The following is a 17734-nucleotide window of genomic DNA, read 5'->3' as shown; positions in this document are numbered from 1 at the left end:
AGCGTCAAGCCTTCTCTTCTCCTTCTCCTGTGGTCGCCGCTGCGCGAACGGAGATGCTAACGCGAACGAGAGGCAACGCCTTGGGCATAGCTTTGCTCAGAATAAGTCAGATGCTCCTATGTGGCTAATGCAACGCTTACGAGCGTCGGATTTGAAATTTTGGATTTGTTCCGCACAGGAGGGGCGGGGCATTCTCCGTTCCCGTAGCGTTCCGTAGGAAAGGAGTACCGAAATAATCTAAAATCTAAATCTCAAATCGGCACGGTCAACCAAAAAGTTTCTCGTTATTTAGGGCAGCTAACTCCATAAATTTCTCCACCTAGATATTGATGATATTTCCGTAATCAATTTTCCAACTGTTTCAAAAGCGCTGTTTTAGTGGTTAGTTACCTTTTTTAACACGCTTTGTTGAATTTCGCAGGACACTTACTTCCTTTAAACGGATGCCTCTGCGGAAAGTCTTCAATAGTTTAATCCGTTATTTCAAGCACTTCGAGGATATAACTAAGTTGACAAAGCTGCAAGTCATCAGATGAAAATAGAGTAGGACTTACGCAAAAACTCTTTGTAACTCTTATTTCTTTGTGTCCTTTGCGTCCTTTGCGGTTCGTTTTTTCATGATTTTGCGTAAGTCCTGTAGAGATTAGGGATTAGGGATTAGGGACTGAGCAAGATTTTTTATAATATGTAATACCCGGTATCCAGTCGCCAATTTTCAGTCTCCTGTCCCCAGTTTATATACCAACTCACATATATTGTTGAATTCTAAATATTGATGGTTTGTATCATTTTAAGCCAAAAAATTGTTATTCTTACTGATAAGCCGCTGCTAATTTTTTAAATGAAAAATTCAATAATTAAGATTTAATATGGTTTTTCAGGTTAAATAATCTCTTGATTGGCAATATTTAGTAGAGACACAAAATTTTGCGTTTCTACTATACCTGCCCCAATCCTTGCTTTTTCGTCACTATGCCTCAGTATTCACTCCACTCAGCTGCATAGACCCCAAATATTTGGTTAAATAAGGCGAGAAAACCTCATAAATCAAGGTAAGTGGCTGTCCATGATGCCAAAATAGGTAGTGGCGACCCCAAAAAGGCCCGGTTACATTAAAACCTGACTGTAGCGCGGGAGAGTAACCGTAATAAATTCCTCGCACATCCCGATACAACTCTGTACGAAGACGAGCTAAACTCGCCCAAATTGGTAATGAGCGATTTTGCAAATATTCATCTACGTGGCTGGCTTCCCACCAAGAAGTAGCATAGGCTAATCGCTGGCCAGAAGCTGTACGCAGCCACACTTGTCGCCGTAGTCGCGGCCCTGGGACAGCTTGGATTAAGTCAGGGGCATTGTCCAAGTCCATGCCAATTAATGACATATCAATGACATCTACTTCTATCGGCTCACCTGTGAGTAATTCTAAGTGACGTGTTGGCGAACCGTCCCCCAAAAGCATTAGTTGCCAAGCTGGTGCCAGCTGAGTGTGAGGCAAACTTTTTTGAATTACTTCCTCTCCTCCTTGCCAAATCGGAGTCAGGCGATGCCAAGCCCCTGGCAGTGTTAAATTGTTCGTTGGCGTAAAAGTAATAGTCAATGTTTTTTACAAAACTTCACCTATCTCTATAAAAGCATAAAAAACCATAGCCATAGCAGTCATTAGTCATTAGTCATCTCTTACAAATTTCTGATGCCTGGGCAAGCCGCAAAGCGTCTAATCTCGCAAGAGATTTTGCGCTTTGTCCTTTGACCAATGACCAATGACCCGCTAGATTTAAGGGTCAACAGTCTCAGGTGTTTTGATCCTTTGACTGTTGACCCTTGATTAATAATCGAAAAATGCGGATGGCGAGACTCGAACTCGCAAGGCAAAGCCACACGCACCTCAAGCGTGCGCGTATACCAATTCCGCCACATCCGCGCAGGTTGTCTGAATATAGACTATAGCATAAAAAAATAATTATAGTAAGGTGAGTTCTAAGTTTCGGTTTGGAAAAATTTCAGTGTACGGTTTTATAAATTTTCGCAAGGCGGTATCAGACTGACAGAAATGCAGCAGCTGCATAAGTGATATTAAAAAGGGTTAGAGCTACTGTAAGAGTCACGGTGGGGTGCAAAAGCTGTTGCTCAAAGGGCAATGCCTTTTGAGGTAAAAAAGCTCGTGTGCGATCGCCAAAGACTAATTCGGGAAACTGGACAAGACTGGCAACAACAATGTTGTTAGTCTAGTTAAGCCCCGTAGAGGCAGCAAGCCCAATTCTTGACTTTGGTGAAGATGAAGGTTGGGAATCTCCTGTCATAATTTGAAATAACGCCAAAGCGTTGTTGCACATCAGATGGGAGAAAATGTCAATCTACTGGTACTAATATCGAAACTCCAAAATGAAGTTTGACAAAATATTAATTGCCAATCGGGGAGAAATCGCCCTTCGCATTCTCCGCGCCTGTGAAGAAATGGGGATTGCGACAGTTGCGGTTCACTCTAGTGTTGACCGTAATGCTCTCCATGTTCAACTTGCTGATGAAGCGGTTTGCATTGGCGAACCTGCTAGCAGTAAAAGTTATTTGAATATTCCCAATATCATTGCTGCTGCATTGACTCGCAATGCCACTGCTATTCATCCAGGTTATGGGTTTTTGGCAGAAAATGCCAAATTTGCAGAAATCTGTGCTGCCCATGATATTGCCTTTATCGGCCCAACTCCAGAAGCTATTAGGCTGATGGGGGATAAATCCACTGCCAAAGAAACCATGCAAAAAGCTGGAGTTCCGACAGTACCGGGTACTAATGGGTTGGTTGAATCCGAGCAAGAAGGATTACAATTCGCTAAGGATATCGGCTATCCGGTGATGATTAAAGCCACGGCGGGTGGCGGTGGCCGGGGTATGCGCCTGGTGCGTTCTGAAGATGAATTTGTCAAACTTTTCCTAGCAGCCCAAGGAGAAGCAGGAGCAGCTTTTGGTAATTCTGGCGTTTACATAGAAAAATTTATTGAACGTCCTCGGCACATTGAATTTCAAGTTTTGGCAGATAACTACGGTAATGTCATCCACTTGGGTGAACGAGATTGCTCAATTCAGCGCCGAAATCAAAAGCTACTAGAAGAAGCTCCTAGTCCGGCTCTCGATTCAGACCTGCGTGAGAAAATGGGACAAGCTGCGGTCAAAGCTGCCCAGTTCATTAACTACACTGGGGCAGGCACTATCGAGTTTCTCTTGGATAAATCCGGTAAATTTTACTTTATGGAAATGAACACCCGGATTCAAGTCGAACATCCTGTAACAGAAATGATTACTGGAGTAGATTTGGTTGTGGAACAAATCCGCATTGCCCAAGGGGAAAGGCTCAAGCTTACGCAAGACGAAGTAGTTTTGCGGGGTCATGCGATCGAATGTCGGATTAACGCTGAAGACCCCGATCACGACTTTCGCCCATCTCCGGGAAGGATCAGCGGCTATCTCCCCCCTGGAGGCCCCGGTGTTCGCATTGATTCCCACGTTTACACAGATTACCAAATTCCCCCTTATTACGATTCTTTAATTGGCAAGTTAATTGTTTGGGGACCAGATCGCCCTACTGCTATTAACCGTATGAAACGCGCACTAAGGGAATGTGCCATTACGGGATTACCCACCACCATCGGGTTTCATCAAAAAATTATGGAAACTCCACAGTTTTTGCAGGGTAATGTCTATACGAATTTTGTGCAGGAGATGAACGGGTAGGGGAGTGGGGAGATGAGGGAGATGAGGAAGATGAGGGAGATGAGGGAGCAGGGGAGGAATAACTCTTAACCCCTCACTCCTAACTCCTCACTCAGCCCTCCCAATGCCCAATACCCAATACCTAACTTACACGAGCCAGCATGGTAAGTAATCCTTGCTGGCCTAAGAGAATTTCTCGCACCAGGCTAAAAATACCAACCCAAATGATGGGTGTAATGTCTACTCCGCCGATGGGTGGCACGATTTTTCGTAAGGGGATTAAAAATGGTTCAGTGGGCCAAGCTATTAAATTAAAGGGCAAACGATTCAGATCCACTTGGGGATACCAAGTGAGAATGATGCGAAATATAAATAAAAATGTCATCAGCCCTAAGACCGGGCCAAGAATCCAAGCAGTCAGGTCAACACCAGTCATCGGTTTAAGCAACTATCTGCGAATAAACAAAACACTTGGGCGAACGGCAAGCCGCGCTTCGCTAACGCCAGCAAATTTTAAGCTTTGTAAAGCACTCTCATTCCAATTTTATTTCAATAGAGAGCAACTGGGCACTGAATTTACTCAGCACTGGTTGAGAAAGAGCAATCATCAAGTTTGGCAGTTCACGCCTAGAGGCTTCTCAAGAAAGTACTACACCATTAAAATTAGGATGAAGTGTGTAAAAAAAGGTTGAGAAGTATGACGCCCGCTTTAGCAAATTTTCTTTGGAGTCTCTTTTGGGGTGGTGTAGCTGTTGTAATCCCCATTGCAGTAGCTCTGATCTTCATTAGCCAAAAAGATAAAATTCAGCGTTCATAATGCTTAGGACTGTCGAATAGACTCTCACAAGCCACTGTTTCTCAGCTATCTACTTAAATAATTGCACCAAAAGCAGCATTTTTTGCTGCTGGGGCATTTGTAGCTGAGAAAAACATGTTTTTTACTTTTCGGTGAATAGCTTCAGAGCTTCTTTGCCAGAGGCTTTGAAGCTTCAATATATGATGACTAATTAGAGTAGTGATTTTAATTGTGAGTCGCTAACATAGATTTGATATTGGGAAAACAGAAATGATAAATTTTGGGCTGAACTCAGCCAGTGTTCTGGCTCAGGTAAATTTTGGGGCAAACTCAGCCAGTATTCTAGGAATTTTCCTGGCTGTGGCTGGGGCAGCACTGTATTTTCTCCGCACTGTACGTCCGGAACTGTCACGAGATCAAGATATCTTTTTTGCGGCAGTCGGCTTGCTCTGCGGCTTCATTCTCGTCTTTCAAGGATGGCGACTAGACCCGATTCTACAATTTGGTCAACTGCTTTTAGTCGGCACAACTGTGTTTTTTGCAGTTGAAAGTATTCGACTACGGAGTATAGCTACCCAGCAAGCTAAGCGCAACACTCCCATTGTGGATGATGAGCGAGAGGTAAGCGGAAATTATTCCTACAACCGCAATCGCAAGAAGTATGAAGCTGAGATGGATGCAGATTTAGAGCCACTACCTTATGAGGAAGAGGAAGAACGCCCCGAACCTCGCCGGATTCGTGGTAGCAGGGATAAGATTTCAACTCGTGATGACTACTACGAGGATCAACCCCCCCGTCGTTCCGAACGTCGCAACAGCAACAATAATGAAAGGCAGAGTCCAAGCAGCGATAGAACGCGGCGGCGTAGTTCTGGGCGTCCAGTAAGTCGCCCTTCTGAAAGCTTTGAAGATGAAAATTGGGGTTCTTCGTCTAGGGAAGTTGATGATTGGGAAGGTTCCGGTGGCGAAGTGAGAAAACCGTCTCGCCGCAATAATAACCCACCCCAGCGACCAGAAAGCCGTGAAGATGATGTTGCTCCCAGACCAAGAAGGCGTCGTCCACCTACTGACTCGACTCCTCGAAGACCCCGCGAAGATGATGACGCGATTCCAACTGAATACGTACCATACAACCCAATTGAAAAGCCTAATGAGAGGCCAGATAATTCAACGGATTTTGATGACGATGTTTAAAACAGCTGGTGTGGAGGTAGGTTTAGAGGCAGCGGAAAACACTTGAGGTGAAAAAATTTACGCCTACATTCTGGCTCCAAAGACCAATTCATTGGAGCCTGGTTTTTGGTTTTACAAGTTTGCTTGTATCTTGTGGTTCTAACGATATTCCTATTGGGCCTACTTCCCTCAACAGTCGCTACACTGAGGAGCAACCTGCTTTGAGCGGAAATGGGCGCTTTTTAGCGTTTGTATCTAATCGCAATGGCAATCAGCAGCTACTGGTGTACGATTTGGAAAGGCAAATATTTATTTCCACACCGGGTATAAATCGACAGGAAACCATTGCTGAAAGTCCTAGCTTGAGCTACACCGGGCGTTACATTGCTTATATTACTAGTGACCAAGGGAGACCAGTAGTAGCGCTTTACGATCGCGCTACCCAACAGTCGCAAATCCTCACGCCAATCTATCGCGGTTGGGTCAGAAAACCCAATATTAGCCCAGATGGACGTTATGTTGTCTTTGAAAGCGCCAGCCGTGGTCAGTGGGATATTGAAGTCCTAGACCGGGGACCAAATGTAGAGTTAGATATTCCTAATGGTGCAACTGTAGCACCTCCGTAGGGGATGGGGAGATGAGGGAGATGAGGGGGATGAGGGAGATGAGGGGGATGAGGGAGATGAGGGGGATGAGGGAGATGAGGGGGATGAGGGAGATGAGGGGGATGAGGGAGATGAGGGAGATGAGGGAGATGAGGGAGTGAGGGATAAGAATTAATAACCAATCCCCAATCCCCAGTCCCCAGTCCCCAGTCCCCAGTCCCCAGTCCCCAGTCCCCAATGCCTAATGCCCAATTATTATGAAACGTATTCTTTTTATACCTGTATTTATATGCTTAAGTTTATTGACTGGGTGTTTTGGCTACCCTCGGATTTTGAGTTATCCTTTTGATCCGGGGGGGCGGAGTCTCAATAGTTTAGCTTCGGAATTAGACCCCCAAATCTCTGGAAGATATATTGTTTTTGTTACTGACCGACGGGGTAGCCAAGATGTTTATATGTTTGATACGCTGACTCGTGATTTGGTTGATTTACCGGGGTTAAATTCTTTTGATGCGATCGCCAATCATCCTAGCGTTTCCCAAGATGGTCGTTATATTGTGTTTGCAGCTAGTCGCCAAGGGCGATCGGCTATTTTTCTCTATGACAAAGAAACACGCCAATCACGGAATTTGACTTCTAACCTGCAAGCAGAAGTCCGCAACCCCACAATTAGCGCTGATGGCAATCGAATTGCTTTTGAGTCCAGTAACAACGGTCAGTGGGATGTTTTAGTATATGACCGTTATGGACGACCGTTGAATATACCCCAGGAACCGCGTTAGAGATGGGGACTGGGGATTGGGGACTGGGGATTGGGGACTGGGGATTGGGGATTGGGGATTGGGAGTGTGGGAAGGATGGGAAGCTTTTTATAATCTCCGCACACTCCCTCATCTCCCCCATGCCCCACTCCCTACTCCCTACTCCCCACTCCCTCTTCTTGTTGCACAGATTCAATGAGCGATCGCACTTGTTGTGTCCCCTGAGAAGGTTCAAAGGACAAGGGGAATTTACCTCTACATAACATCCGCAATCCTAAGGGTGCAAGGCTGAGTAATCCTTTGAGGTCACGAAAATAATTACCGACTACTTGTAAGCCAAATTGACGTTCATCGATCCAACCACCTTGTTTAACTAAATCCACCAATACTTTGCGGTGGCGAATTGAACGGCTGTCACTGGCTTGTTTTTCGCTGAGAATTTCTTGTTTAATTTTGGTGATTTGTTCTAGTGGTGCAACTTCCATTGGACAAACTGAATCGCAGTACAAACAACGGGTACAACCCCACACACCTTTAGTACCTTCGTTGTAACTTGCTAAGCGATTTTCAGTGTCGCTATCTCGTGAGTCTGCTACCATGCGGTAAGCTTTGGCAAGGGCATGGGGACCCACAAAATCTGGATTCACTTCGCGGGCATTGCACTCAGAGTAACAGGCACCGCACATAATACAGTTACCAGTTTGATCGAGGCGCGATCGCTCTTCTGGTGTTTGCAAAAATTCTCTTTCTGGTACTTGTCGTGCTGCTGTACTCACATAAGGAGCAACTGCTTCTAAATTGTTCCAGAAACTGCTCATATCTACAACCAAATCCTTAATCACGGGCATATTGCCCAGAGGGGCGATGGTGATTTCACCAATGGCATTTACTTTGCTTTGGGATGATGGTATTTGTTGTAGTCTGGCAAGTTCACTGCCCACATTTTCCTTACAAGCTAAAGCCGATCGCCCATTAATTCGCACAGCACAGCTACCACAAATGGTATTGCGGCAATTTTTGCGAAATGCTAAAGTTCCATCTTGCTCCCACTTAATATGATTGAGGCAATCCAGAATTGTATTACCTGGTTGAGCCTCCACAATATAGGTTTGCACAACAGGGGAGGAATTTTGTTGCTGTCGAATCACCTTAAAAATAACTTCCATTGCTTCTAACCAAAATTTTAAAATTGCTTCACCAGCCTCAAAAATCATCAGTCAAGGCGGGTAGTTGCCAAAAGTTAGCCATATTCTTTTTACCCGGAATTCCAAACCTGATGTTAATAAGCTGATGATAAAAGAGCAACTGATTCTAGTTTAAGGATAACCATTAAAGTTTTACTTGTAGCATCGGTATACAACAGATTTGCATTCAGTTTTGAGCTAAAACACCAAAATTGTCATCATACCCTTGCATTGAATTTACCTGTTTGGAAGTGTCAACCAAAGGTGGTTTGCCGAAAAAGTGACTTAGGTTCATTTCCTTCCTAGCGATAATATCCAAATTAAATGCATATCAACTTGTATTAGAGCAACTGGCTCTCAAAATCCGTCAAGCAGGAGCAAAGGTAGAATTTTTTGATTATATAGAAATGTGAAAGCGCACGATCAACATATGTTGGCGATCATTAAGGGCTAGGCATATGTTAAGAGATTTATTCTTCCTCTAGACAGACGTGCAGAATCCTCAGACGACTTTTTACTTGAGGGTAATAAACCCAGGAAAAATCCTCACCACTTTCAAAGAAAATATCTTGCACCAGGAAACCTGGACAAGGGAGACTTTTTGCTTTTTGGCTCCTCTGAATCCAGAAAATCTTGGATTTCACTCATTGGTCAAAACTGCTCGTCTAAATTAGATAAATTTTTATAAAAGCCATAGGGCAATACTCACGCTTGCAATTAAGGGTTAGAAAAATCCTCACTGGTTTTTTCTGACTGAAGTCCAGTAATTTAAATAAAAATTTACCAGCAACTTTAATTCAAAATTAAACAACTATTTTGCTATTATTAGTCCATGCTAGTATTTAATATAAAATTACGAACTGACAAAACCAGAATCAATAGCCGTATCAGCGCGGCTAACACTGCTTTGTTGATTCGTAATGTAGAGACAAGAAAATTCGCGTCTCTACTCGCAGGACAAAAGGGTGTATACCCATTGGACTCTATTGAAATACTATGCTGTCCTCAGCTTTTGAGTATGAGTAGAGAAATCTGTACTTGCTCATTGGCAAGAAAGGCAAGCACTGAAAGTGAAAAACCTGCAATTTTTTGGGTCTACGGCTTATTTGTAGTAGAACCTAGCCAATTTGTAAAGGTGGCTGAAATTTACACCGCTACAGTAGCGCCAAAAGAGAAAATAGTTTCCTTTTTAATGGCGAATAATGGTTAAAAATACCGTAAAATCACCAAAATTAATCTTTTTGGTAACTATGACCTCTAATAGGTTGTGAACAACCATAATAGAAGTGCTTTTGGCTGTGTTCAGCAGGAATTCATCGGTAAGACTAGAGTGCCAAGTAGGTTTATGCAAATGCTAAAAAGCCGAATACTGGCATGAAACTACATCGTTTATCAGTTTGGAGAGAGTAAGGAAAAATTGAGCATAATGAGTGAAACTGCAACCGCGCCATTAACCGGAAAAGCGTTACTTGCTAAAGTAAAAGAACTTTCCACTTTACCACGCCGAGAAAGAGCTAAGCAGTGCGGCTATTACACTGTTACTAAGAATAATCAGGTTCGCGTCAATCTCACGGATTTTTATGACGCTTTGCTATCTGCCAGAGGAATTCCTCTAAGTCCTGAAGCACCAAAAGATGGTCGTGGTCGTGAACCGACGTATCGCGTTAGTGTCCATCAAAATGGTCAAATTGTAATTGGTGCCACATATACCAAAGCAATGGGCTTAAAGCCTGGAGATGAGTTTGAAATTAGGTTGGGATACAAGCATATTCACCTGATTCAACTTGGTGAAAGTGATAAAAAACTAACCTCACCAGATATTGACTCTGACGACGAATCGGACGAAGATTTGGACGAGGAAGAGTAAATTTCCTGATGGTAGGGATAAGTTTCGGGTGAATACTTGAATAACTTGTCCTTACCTGAACAGGAAACTGGCGGCTCTTCAGAGAATTTTGTCCAGGTAAAAAATACGATTAGACCCCTTGCCGGAGTCAGGAAATATAGTAGAGTCTTGATTAATCAGCAGGAAATCTATAGTGCAAGAAGTCTATCGTGTTTTTTTGTTCGTGTTGACAAATTTTTTTGAGCTTTCGGTCAACGCCTTACTAGCATTTATGGAAAATGCACCGGCACTAGTTGTAGTGATGGTATTCCTAATTTGCTGGGTAGGGTGTTGGTTACCAGTGGTAACAATATCAGGAATATTGCTGAATTGGCAACCTACAAAATTTTTGCAGCCAGAGCAAAAGATGCCGTTGTTGGTGTCACTTTACCTATTAGCTCCCCTGATTCTCTGGGGAGTTAGTTGGTTGGTGAATAGGTCTTTCTTAGATTACGGCTTTGTCGGCAATCTTTCAATTCTCAATTCTTTAGCACTAGGCTTCGGCTTGGGAGTGCTGAGTTTAGCTATTGTATTTAGTGGGCAATTTGGGTTAGGTTGGTGTTCTTTTCAAAACTCGAATATCAAGTTACTACTACCCATATTGCTGCCGATTTTCTTGATAGCGTTGTTAGTTGGTGGCATAGAAGAGTTAATTTTTCGCGGTTTTTTGTTGACTGAATTACTGCAAGATTATCCGGTTTGGTTAGCAGCAATAATTTCTAGCTTGATTTTTGCTGTGTTACACCTGGTTTGGGAGCAACGCGAAACTGCACCCCAACTCCCTGGATTGTGGCTGATGGGAATGGTGCTGGTATTGGCGCGGTTCGCCGATCGCGGTAATTTGGGTTTAGCTTGGGGATTGCACGCGGGATGGGTGTGGGCGATCGCTACCATAGACACAGCAGAACTGATTACTTACACAGGTAAAGTCTCTGACTGGTTCACGGGTAAGAACAAAAAACCTCTAGCTGGTTTGGCGGGAATTATTTGTGTACTGGGAACCGGAATAATTATCTGGTTGTTGTCTAAGTATTTTTGATTAGGTATACGAAATAATAAAGACGCGATAAATCGCGTCTCTACAAGGGAATGATTATTGTACAGACGGCGATTTATCGCGTCTCTTGTCTTAACTAATAACCCCTAATACAAATTCGCCTTCATTTACAGCTTGATTAGTTGCAACATCATAAACTAATCCATCTTGTTGGGCGCAGACATCAATTACGGTAGGTAACTGACTTTCTTTATTAAAACTGAGAATTTGATACAGCTTTTCTCCAGTTTTGATAGTGCTACCTAATTCGATTCTTTGTTGAATCATACCACCGGCGATCGCATAATATTTTTTTCTGTTGCGGCTGAATACAAAATTCATTTCATGGGTTTTTATTTCATCCGATAAATCAGGAATTTGCAATACACCTTTTTGTGCTAAATAGTTTTTCACACCCCGTACACCTTTAGCAACTGAATTAGGGTTCATTTGCATTCCTGCTCCCAATTCCAGTGTCCAAGCTTCCACATCAAACTTGATTTCTCTACCAAATTCTTGAAAACAAGCTTCCAGTGCTAACCAAGGTTTGATAAAAGCTTCATCAAAAGCATCACCATCATATTTGTCGAGTAAAACTCCCAAATCAAGGAGGAAGTATTTTGCACTTTCTTCTCGATTTCGGAAGTAATAAACGTAGTCTAAAGCTTGATTGGTAGAGCTATGCAAATCAATTAAATAATCTGCATCTAAACTGAGATTTTGTAATTTGTAGCTAAAAAGCTCAGTGTAGGGCACAGCACTAGGAGAATTAATTTTTTCTAAAATTTTGGCGAATTTTTGCTTAATTATACTTAGATAATTTTGTCGAACGACCTCTAGATCATTATGAAGTTGAGATTTAGTAAAAGCTACTAAATCATCAGCTTCTTTCTCGTAATCCCAAAATATGCGATTCCAGTCTTTGGCTTCGTAAACGCAGTAACGCCCAGGAGAAAAATGCTGAGCGCGTTCATTTGTGCCCATTGGATTACAAACGGGAACCAGCCAAATTTCTCCAGTTAAATTTGTATTATTTATTGTTAATAAAAACTCAATTAGCTGGTGAATAACGGCATTACCAGCGATTTCTGCGCCGTGCAAATTAGATTGAATGTAAACCTTTTTACCAGGTTGAGCGCCGATAAATTTGTATAGTTGTAAAAAAAGGCGATCGCCAGAAGCCATTTGACGTAAAGTAATAGTCTTAATAACTGGCAACATAAAATAATTCGCTGATAATTTGATTACATTATCGCTGTATCTGTACTGAATTAAAACCTACAAAAACTCAATCTCCCTCTGGGCGCCTCTGCGCCTCTGCGTGAATTACCCAGAAGACATCGCCACAATTGTCGTGTTATACAGCGTATTTCAGGTAAATGAGGTACACGGGTAGGGGCGTACAGCTGTGCGCCCCTACGATTATCTGTACCTCACCAATTTGCAATTTGGTGTATATTCTAAAAATCGGTATAAACGTTTTCTGCAAATACACTCAACAAGAAACTGAGAACCAACAAAACGATAATAAATAACTCCTCCCTCATTCTCCTCATCCCCGCGTCCTCTTCACGTTCCTGGCAAATTTCGCAAACGCTCATCCAAATGAGTACGGTCTGCCAAAGCCTTCAATAACGGGCCATGTGAGGTAAATTCTACAATACTTACCGACCCCACAGGACATCCCAAACGAAACCGGAAGCGTCCGACATCAATTCCTAATAAATTAGACAAAATAATTCTGATAGTTGCTTTGTGGGAAACAACTAAAACATTGCCACTACTGTAATTTTGTTTAATTTCTTCAATTACTTGCATGGCGCGATAAGCAATTGTAACTGCCATTTCTCCGCCAGTTGGCGCATTCCAAGCCGGATCTGCTGACCAACGAATATAATCATCGTGATATTCACGGCTAATTACTTCCGGGGTTTTTCCTTCCCACTGGCCATAATTAATTTCCTTCAAACCATCCCTAAGTTCTGGTTCCATCCCTATGGTTTGATATAAAGGCTTTGCTGTCTCCACAGTTCGCTGCATTGGACTACAAAATATTGCTGTCCAAGGTGTAGAACTGTATGCAGCGGCAAAACCTTTTGCCATTTCCAAGCCTTCTAAAGTCAGTTCTGAGTCTATAGAACCACAAAAGGAATTATTACGACTACATTCTGTTTGTCCATGACGGAGAAAATAAAGAGTTAGGCTCATAATATATTCTCATCGATTATGAATTCAAGAGCGCTAACAATCACATGTAATTGAAGATAGTTAATGCCTGTGGTATATTACTACAATTTGATAATATTTTAAAATTATTTAAAATTGAGCAAAGTTGCGTCACAGAACAATACGTCGTAAACATCGGCACTAGAAGAGTAAGTATTGGCGCACAAGAATAAATTAAATTAATTTAAATTTTTCAGATGTTGTCACATCATATTTCATGTATAGCAATCCTAAATGATTCGTCAACAAAATCTTTTGCCTATTGCCTGCCTCCACAACTAATTTGACAACTCAAACAGGATTGCTATAGTAATCCTATTTGAGTTGTGAATTTACTTGCGTGAGGGAACTCTTAACAGAGAATAGGAAAGAAACGATAAATTTGTACTGAGTCTTGTTCAAAAATCAAAGACGAGTCCTATATTTAGAAGTTGTTAGCCTAAGCTTTTGCAGTATCTTTTGGTTGCTGTTTGGACTTGCGGCAGAAAGCTAGACCAAAACCACCGACTGCTAATAACCCCAATGTAGTTAAAGGTTCGGGAACAGAGACTTTAAATTTGCTGGTCACAAACAGACTATACACATTATCATCATTACTTGGGTTGCTAGTGTTTAATTCGATGAAGGTATCACCTGGACGGATGAAAGGATTAGGATCAGCGCTATTACCAAGAGCTAGATTATAAAGTTCATCATCAGTCCTAGAACCGGCAACATCAGTGGCAAATGGATCTGGGTTAGTCAAACTATCACCAATACCCCCAGCAGTGATTAGAGCGCCATTAGCTGCTTCTCCATCATCGGAACCACCAGCAGAGCTAGTTAAGCGTCGAGAGCTAGTAGAGTCTGTTGTCACGTCTATAATAGTGTATTGACCAGATGGCTGAGAGCTATAGGTATCGGCAAAAGATACTATAAAGTCGCCACCGCTATAAGGTCGATCAAAATTAAATCTAGTTGTGTCACCTGTGGTAGATAGTTCGCCGTCTAATATAAAAGACGACAAACCAGTAGTGCTAGCATCTTGATAAGACACAACTAAAGTTTCACCGTCATTGTTTCCTAGCTCTTCAATAGTATGGTTTTGCAAACCTCCCAAAGAACTGAGAAGGCTGGTAACATCCCAACGTACAGTAGTTGTTGCGTTCTCGTCGGGCGTGAGTACGAAGGCGTCAGCAACCTTCAACAAATTACCGTTCAGTTTGACATCACTTACAGGACCCTCATAATTCTCCCAAACAGAAGACGCATAAAGGTAGGCTTTGAGAACAGTTGCACCTACAGGTACGTCTGTTTGCAATGTACCATTGTTTGTAGTGCTGCCAAAAGCATCTATAGAAAGTGCCGCATCGTCGAAGCTCTCACGAAACAACAAAGCCGCGGATGCTGGCGAACTTAAGGCAGCAAAGCCAAAACTGACACCAAGCACTGCAAATGTACTCAAAGTAACTTTGCGTATGTCAGCAGCAAAATCCTTCCGTAAGTTCTGTCTTAGTTGCAATGTAATCATGATATTTGTTATGGGTATTTGATACAACGGCGTAAATTACGTGTTTTCGCGTAAATTACAATGTAAATATCGCTGAATAAACAAATATTTTCAACAAATTATTAACTATATTTATGAAAAATTTAACATATGGATTTCCTCAAAACCTTTTAAAAAACAGCTAAAACTGGGAATAATCAGGTTATTACGCAGTTAAAGGCAAAAAACATATAAATTTTATGTGAATTTTATTTCAATAAAAATAATTTAATAATATTTCATACATAATTTCTGCTGAGAATATGCAAAAAAAGTGGGCATAGCCCACCTACTTTGTTACACAATACAACAAATTAAGAACTCAGAATTTATTTGCGACTACCTAACCATTTAGCAGCTGCAACTCCGATAATACCTGCCACTACAGGATTACTGAGAAATTTGATAATGGCTGGTTGATCTGCCAACACTTCGCGGAAAATATCTGGGTGATTATGATAGACAAAGGACGCGAGTTTGCTAACATCATCAGCACTCATGCGGCTGGGGTGATGTGTAGAAAGACCCAACTGTTGTTCTAAGTGCCGATCATCTAGTCCTCTTTCCTTCAAGTGTTTGAAAAAAGCCCTTGCTACATCATCGCGTTCATTGGGTTTAATTTGGGCGATCGCCTTTTGTAATTCTGGCTCCATTTGGCTAGTAGGAATTTGATCTGGATGTAAAGATCGACCAAATAACTGTCTACGTTGATCTGGTGTTGTGCGTTGGGCAAAATCATCAAAGTTTTGATATTCTGCCGTTGATTCGGTTGTAGTATCATCCAAAGATTCAACGTCACCCTGAGCCAAATCTTTCATTATTTGACGTTTGTACTGTTCGCTGCTTGCCACTTTACTTATCTCCTTTTTTTTGGTCAAATTATTTTGGTGGCTGGTATTTACAAGCCATAATTCCAAACTTCAATTCATCAAAACTTCTTCAATTTTTCATTGTAAATACAGCAATTAGCTATACTTAACTTGATTGGTTTGAACGTCATACTCAGTAGTCAAAATCAATTTCTTGTCAGGCGCATAAACTAAAACCTTTAAGTCTTGATTAGGAAAGTTCTTCCGAAAACCCTGAACTAGTGATTTTGCTAATGGTCGCACTTCGTTAGGACTAACTTTAGGAGAAATCACAACACCTAGTTTGTTGTTATCACGTACATAAGCATCCTGAATTAATCCTTGAGATGTTTGCACAACCCAGTTACCAAAAGATTGTCCTCCTGGGGTATTGCCTCGCTCTAATTCTGCATAAGCGACATCTCGACCAATGGCTGGCGGGGTTGTTGTGCGGTCAACTTGTGACACTGTACCACCGCTACAAGCAGTAGTTATCATCAGCACTAAAATTAAAACGAAAGTCGCCAATATTTTGCGACTTTGTTGAAGTAACGTCATTTTTTCGCTCCTAAGAAAACACCTTGAATAATGAACTAAATACCTCGTATATTCCAATTAATTAAATTTCTAAGGTTTTAATTTTTACAAATGAATATTTAGAAAAAATGGTCTAGCAAGTGTAAAGACGTGATTAAACACGTCTCTACATGAGTTCTGCAAATCAAGCTGGTACCCTTTTTTATCCCTGGTTTATGGAATATAAAGTGAGTTGAGCTTGGCTATTAAACATCTGATATTTATTTTGCAAAAATTTACTGATGCACCCCGGTTATATTTCTAGGTTTCTGCAAAATAAATATCAACTTTAGTCAACCTTTTTCTTGATATTTTCTTTCACGTCTTCGATACCGTGACGCACTTCACTTTCAGCTTGTTTTGCTTTACCTTCTGCTTGGGCTTGTGGATCTCCAGTAACTTTTCCTGCTGCTTCTTGGGCTTTACCTTCAACATTTTTAGCAGCCGCTTTAGCACGTTCTTCTAAACTCATTTGATACTCCTGATTATTTGATGAAAAGTTTATTTCAAAGCTATAAACTAACTTTGAAATCTTTTGTTATTACCCTTACACCCTAACTTAAGGTTTTTGCTAAAGCCTTCCACCAGAAGGCATATTAAAAAAATTAGAATTCAGAATTCAGAATTCAGAATTCTGAAAAGTAATTTTAGTAAGCATCCTAGCTATTGTTTCAAGGTAAATTTAAATAATCAAAGCTGAGTTACCTATGCTAAAAGACATAGAACAAATACAAATATCTTTGAATTCTTGAAACTAAAAAACCCAGTTCCATAGAGAAACTGGGTTAATAAAGTTATGGGGATATTTTTTTGGTCTAGTCTAGAAAACCCATGAGGTTTGCAGAATCGTCAATTTCATTTGATGCTATTGGACGGTTACCAAAGATTGAATAGTTTTCAGATACTACTAATGAACTTGAGCTAATTGGACGAATTCCAGAGAGGTTAATACTTTCAACAACTTGGAATGTATTAGCGCCAATTGGACGAATACCCATTGAGTTGTAGGTTTCAACAACTTCCAATTTACTGATGCTAACGGGACGGACTCCAGCAATAGAAAGTTTTTCCGCAACTTCCAAGTCGCTAGCGCCTATGGGACGAACTCCAGCAATGGCAAGTGTTCCACGAGTTTCTGGCGCTGAAGCTTCACTAACCGACTCGACTTGATTTCCATTCAAGCTCTGGTCTTGCTGATTCTCAACTTCCACTGTAGTTTCCTCTTTTAATTTTGCATTGTTTTGCCGAGAACTGGTTCCCTTGGCAGCGCTGCTAATACTCATAAGCCAACACCTCTGGTTTATTAATTGAATTTTACGATAATTAAGGAAAGATAAATTTTTTCCTATATATGAGAGTTTAACCTTAAAAAACATCATATAGGTATAAGTATCTTTAAAACTTATAC

18 protein-coding genes and 1 tRNA gene are annotated in these 17734 nt (G+C 41.4%); 8 read left to right on the top strand and 11 right to left on the bottom strand.

Annotation, left to right across the window (positions count from 1 at the left end; all coding sequences use genetic code 11):
• Nucleotides 1-970 precede the first annotated feature (970 nt).
• Both IQ276_RS03340 and IQ276_RS03335 read right to left on the bottom strand, forming a co-directional pair.
• Nucleotides 971-1600 carry a chorismate lyase gene (locus IQ276_RS03340; protein ID WP_190880931.1) on the bottom strand — a complete coding sequence of 210 codons (630 nt, stop codon included), beginning with the start codon at nt 1598-1600 and terminating at the stop codon, nt 971-973.
• Nucleotides 1601-1843: 243 nt separating this feature from the next.
• Nucleotides 1844-1924: transfer RNA gene (locus tag IQ276_RS03335), tRNA-Leu, on the bottom strand.
• Between the two features lie 461 nt (nt 1925-2385).
• Between IQ276_RS03335 and accC the strand changes: the two genes are divergently transcribed.
• On the top strand, nt 2386-3729 hold the full coding sequence (accC, locus tag IQ276_RS03330) for an acetyl-CoA carboxylase biotin carboxylase subunit (protein WP_193920147.1): 1344 nt from the start codon (nt 2386-2388) through the stop codon (nt 3727-3729).
• 121 nt (nt 3730-3850) lie between these two features.
• Here accC and IQ276_RS03325 read toward each other — a convergent pair whose 3' ends face one another.
• Entirely contained in the window at nt 3851-4144 is a 294-nt protein-coding gene (locus IQ276_RS03325; protein ID WP_193920149.1) for a YggT family protein, read from the bottom strand.
• Between the two features lie 261 nt (nt 4145-4405).
• On the opposite strand from IQ276_RS03325, the gene psbX reads away from it, so the two are divergent.
• The 5 genes from psbX (at nt 4406) to IQ276_RS03305 (ending at nt 7064) form a co-directional block, all read left to right on the top strand.
• Entirely contained in the window at nt 4406-4525 is a 120-nt protein-coding gene (gene psbX / locus IQ276_RS03320; protein WP_190883681.1) for a photosystem II reaction center X protein, read from the top strand.
• 249 nt (nt 4526-4774) lie between these two features.
• On the top strand, nt 4775-5698 hold the full coding sequence (locus IQ276_RS03315) for a Ycf66 family protein (protein WP_190883680.1): 924 nt from the start codon (nt 4775-4777) through the stop codon (nt 5696-5698).
• Between the two features lie 47 nt (nt 5699-5745).
• Nucleotides 5746-6303, top strand: coding sequence for a TolB family protein (locus tag IQ276_RS03310; protein WP_190883679.1), 558 nt, complete (start codon nt 5746-5748; stop codon nt 6301-6303).
• 11 nt (nt 6304-6314) lie between these two features.
• Nucleotides 6315-6443 (top strand): hypothetical protein, encoded by a 129-nt coding sequence (locus tag IQ276_RS40015; protein WP_255264297.1) that lies wholly within the window; start codon nt 6315-6317, stop codon nt 6441-6443.
• A gap of 96 nt (nt 6444-6539) precedes the next feature.
• On the top strand, nt 6540-7064 hold the full coding sequence (locus IQ276_RS03305) for a TolB family protein (protein WP_235115379.1): 525 nt from the start codon (nt 6540-6542) through the stop codon (nt 7062-7064).
• A 131-nt stretch (nt 7065-7195) separates the two neighbouring features.
• Here IQ276_RS03305 and IQ276_RS03300 read toward each other — a convergent pair whose 3' ends face one another.
• A complete protein-coding gene (locus IQ276_RS03300; protein WP_235116309.1) occupies nt 7196-8209 on the bottom strand; it encodes a succinate dehydrogenase/fumarate reductase iron-sulfur subunit in 1014 nt (337 codons plus the stop codon).
• 1444 nt (nt 8210-9653) lie between these two features.
• Between IQ276_RS03300 and IQ276_RS03295 the strand changes: the two genes are divergently transcribed.
• Together IQ276_RS03295 and IQ276_RS03290 are read left to right on the top strand one after the other, a co-directional pair.
• Complete coding sequence (locus tag IQ276_RS03295) at nt 9654-10094, top strand: AbrB family transcriptional regulator (RefSeq protein WP_073641060.1); 441 nt, start codon at nt 9654-9656, stop codon at nt 10092-10094.
• Between the two features lie 250 nt (nt 10095-10344).
• Complete coding sequence (locus IQ276_RS03290) at nt 10345-11151, top strand: CPBP family intramembrane glutamic endopeptidase (RefSeq protein ID WP_193920178.1); 807 nt, start codon at nt 10345-10347, stop codon at nt 11149-11151.
• Between the two features lie 90 nt (nt 11152-11241).
• Here the strand turns inward: IQ276_RS03290 and IQ276_RS03285 are convergent, their stop codons facing one another.
• The 7 genes from IQ276_RS03285 to IQ276_RS03255 all read right to left on the bottom strand — a co-directional run bounded on the left by IQ276_RS03285 (nt 11242) and on the right by IQ276_RS03255 (nt 17609).
• Entirely contained in the window at nt 11242-12369 is a 1128-nt protein-coding gene (locus IQ276_RS03285; protein WP_193920172.1) for a succinylglutamate desuccinylase/aspartoacylase family protein, read from the bottom strand.
• Between the two features lie 348 nt (nt 12370-12717).
• Nucleotides 12718-13356 carry a histidine phosphatase family protein gene (locus IQ276_RS03280; protein ID WP_193920174.1) on the bottom strand — a complete coding sequence of 213 codons (639 nt, stop codon included), beginning with the start codon at nt 13354-13356 and terminating at the stop codon, nt 12718-12720.
• A 457-nt stretch (nt 13357-13813) separates the two neighbouring features.
• On the bottom strand, nt 13814-14884 hold the full coding sequence (locus IQ276_RS03275; protein WP_228043297.1) for a PEP-CTERM sorting domain-containing protein: 1071 nt from the start codon (nt 14882-14884) through the stop codon (nt 13814-13816).
• Nucleotides 14885-15231: 347 nt separating this feature from the next.
• The gene (locus IQ276_RS03270) at nt 15232-15753 is read right to left on the bottom strand and encodes a hypothetical protein (protein WP_190877112.1); all 522 of its coding nucleotides are present in this window, start codon (nt 15751-15753) and stop codon (nt 15232-15234) included.
• Nucleotides 15754-15867: 114 nt separating this feature from the next.
• A complete protein-coding gene (locus tag IQ276_RS03265; protein WP_190877110.1) occupies nt 15868-16308 on the bottom strand; it encodes a hypothetical protein in 441 nt (146 codons plus the stop codon).
• A gap of 307 nt (nt 16309-16615) precedes the next feature.
• Nucleotides 16616-16798 carry a CsbD family protein gene (locus IQ276_RS03260; protein WP_193915975.1) on the bottom strand — a complete coding sequence of 61 codons (183 nt, stop codon included), beginning with the start codon at nt 16796-16798 and terminating at the stop codon, nt 16616-16618.
• 343 nt (nt 16799-17141) lie between these two features.
• Nucleotides 17142-17609, bottom strand: a complete 468-nt coding sequence (locus tag IQ276_RS03255) for a hypothetical protein (protein WP_190877108.1) — start codon at nt 17607-17609, stop codon at nt 17142-17144.
• Nucleotides 17610-17734: the final 125 nt, after the last annotated feature.

Source organism: Desmonostoc muscorum LEGE 12446 (genome assembly GCF_015207005.2).
GTDB lineage: Bacteria > Cyanobacteriota > Cyanobacteriia > Cyanobacteriales > Nostocaceae > Nostoc > Nostoc muscorum.
Note: the sequence above shows the minus strand (reverse complement) of the source record. Positions and strands in the feature narration are given on the sequence as shown.

Bases quoted from the DNA above. Each gene is read 5' to 3' on its own strand.
- accC (WP_193920147.1), top strand. From the start codon at position 2,386: ATGAAGTTTGACAAAATATTAATTGCCAATCGGGGAGAAATCGCCCTT.
- IQ276_RS03325 (WP_193920149.1), bottom strand. From the start codon at position 4,144: ATGACTGGTGTTGACCTGACTGCTTGGATTCTTGGCCCGGTCTTAGGG.
- psbX (WP_190883681.1), top strand. From the start codon at position 4,406: ATGACGCCCGCTTTAGCAAATTTTCTTTGGAGTCTCTTTTGGGGTGGT.
- IQ276_RS03315 (WP_190883680.1), top strand. From the start codon at position 4,775: ATGATAAATTTTGGGCTGAACTCAGCCAGTGTTCTGGCTCAGGTAAAT.
- IQ276_RS40015 (WP_255264297.1), top strand. From the start codon at position 6,315: ATGAGGGAGATGAGGGGGATGAGGGAGATGAGGGGGATGAGGGAGATG.
- IQ276_RS03305 (WP_235115379.1), top strand. From the start codon at position 6,540: ATGAAACGTATTCTTTTTATACCTGTATTTATATGCTTAAGTTTATTG.
- IQ276_RS03300 (WP_235116309.1), bottom strand. From the start codon at position 8,209: ATGGAAGTTATTTTTAAGGTGATTCGACAGCAACAAAATTCCTCCCCT.
- IQ276_RS03295 (WP_073641060.1), top strand. From the start codon at position 9,654: ATGAGTGAAACTGCAACCGCGCCATTAACCGGAAAAGCGTTACTTGCT.
- IQ276_RS03290 (WP_193920178.1), top strand. From the start codon at position 10,345: ATGGAAAATGCACCGGCACTAGTTGTAGTGATGGTATTCCTAATTTGC.
- IQ276_RS03285 (WP_193920172.1), bottom strand. From the start codon at position 12,369: ATGTTGCCAGTTATTAAGACTATTACTTTACGTCAAATGGCTTCTGGC.
- IQ276_RS03280 (WP_193920174.1), bottom strand. From the start codon at position 13,356: ATGAGCCTAACTCTTTATTTTCTCCGTCATGGACAAACAGAATGTAGT.
- IQ276_RS03275 (WP_228043297.1), bottom strand. From the start codon at position 14,884: ATGATTACATTGCAACTAAGACAGAACTTACGGAAGGATTTTGCTGCT.
- IQ276_RS03265 (WP_190877110.1), bottom strand. From the start codon at position 16,308: ATGACGTTACTTCAACAAAGTCGCAAAATATTGGCGACTTTCGTTTTA.
- IQ276_RS03260 (WP_193915975.1), bottom strand. From the start codon at position 16,798: ATGAGTTTAGAAGAACGTGCTAAAGCGGCTGCTAAAAATGTTGAAGGT.
- IQ276_RS03255 (WP_190877108.1), bottom strand. From the start codon at position 17,609: ATGAGTATTAGCAGCGCTGCCAAGGGAACCAGTTCTCGGCAAAACAAT.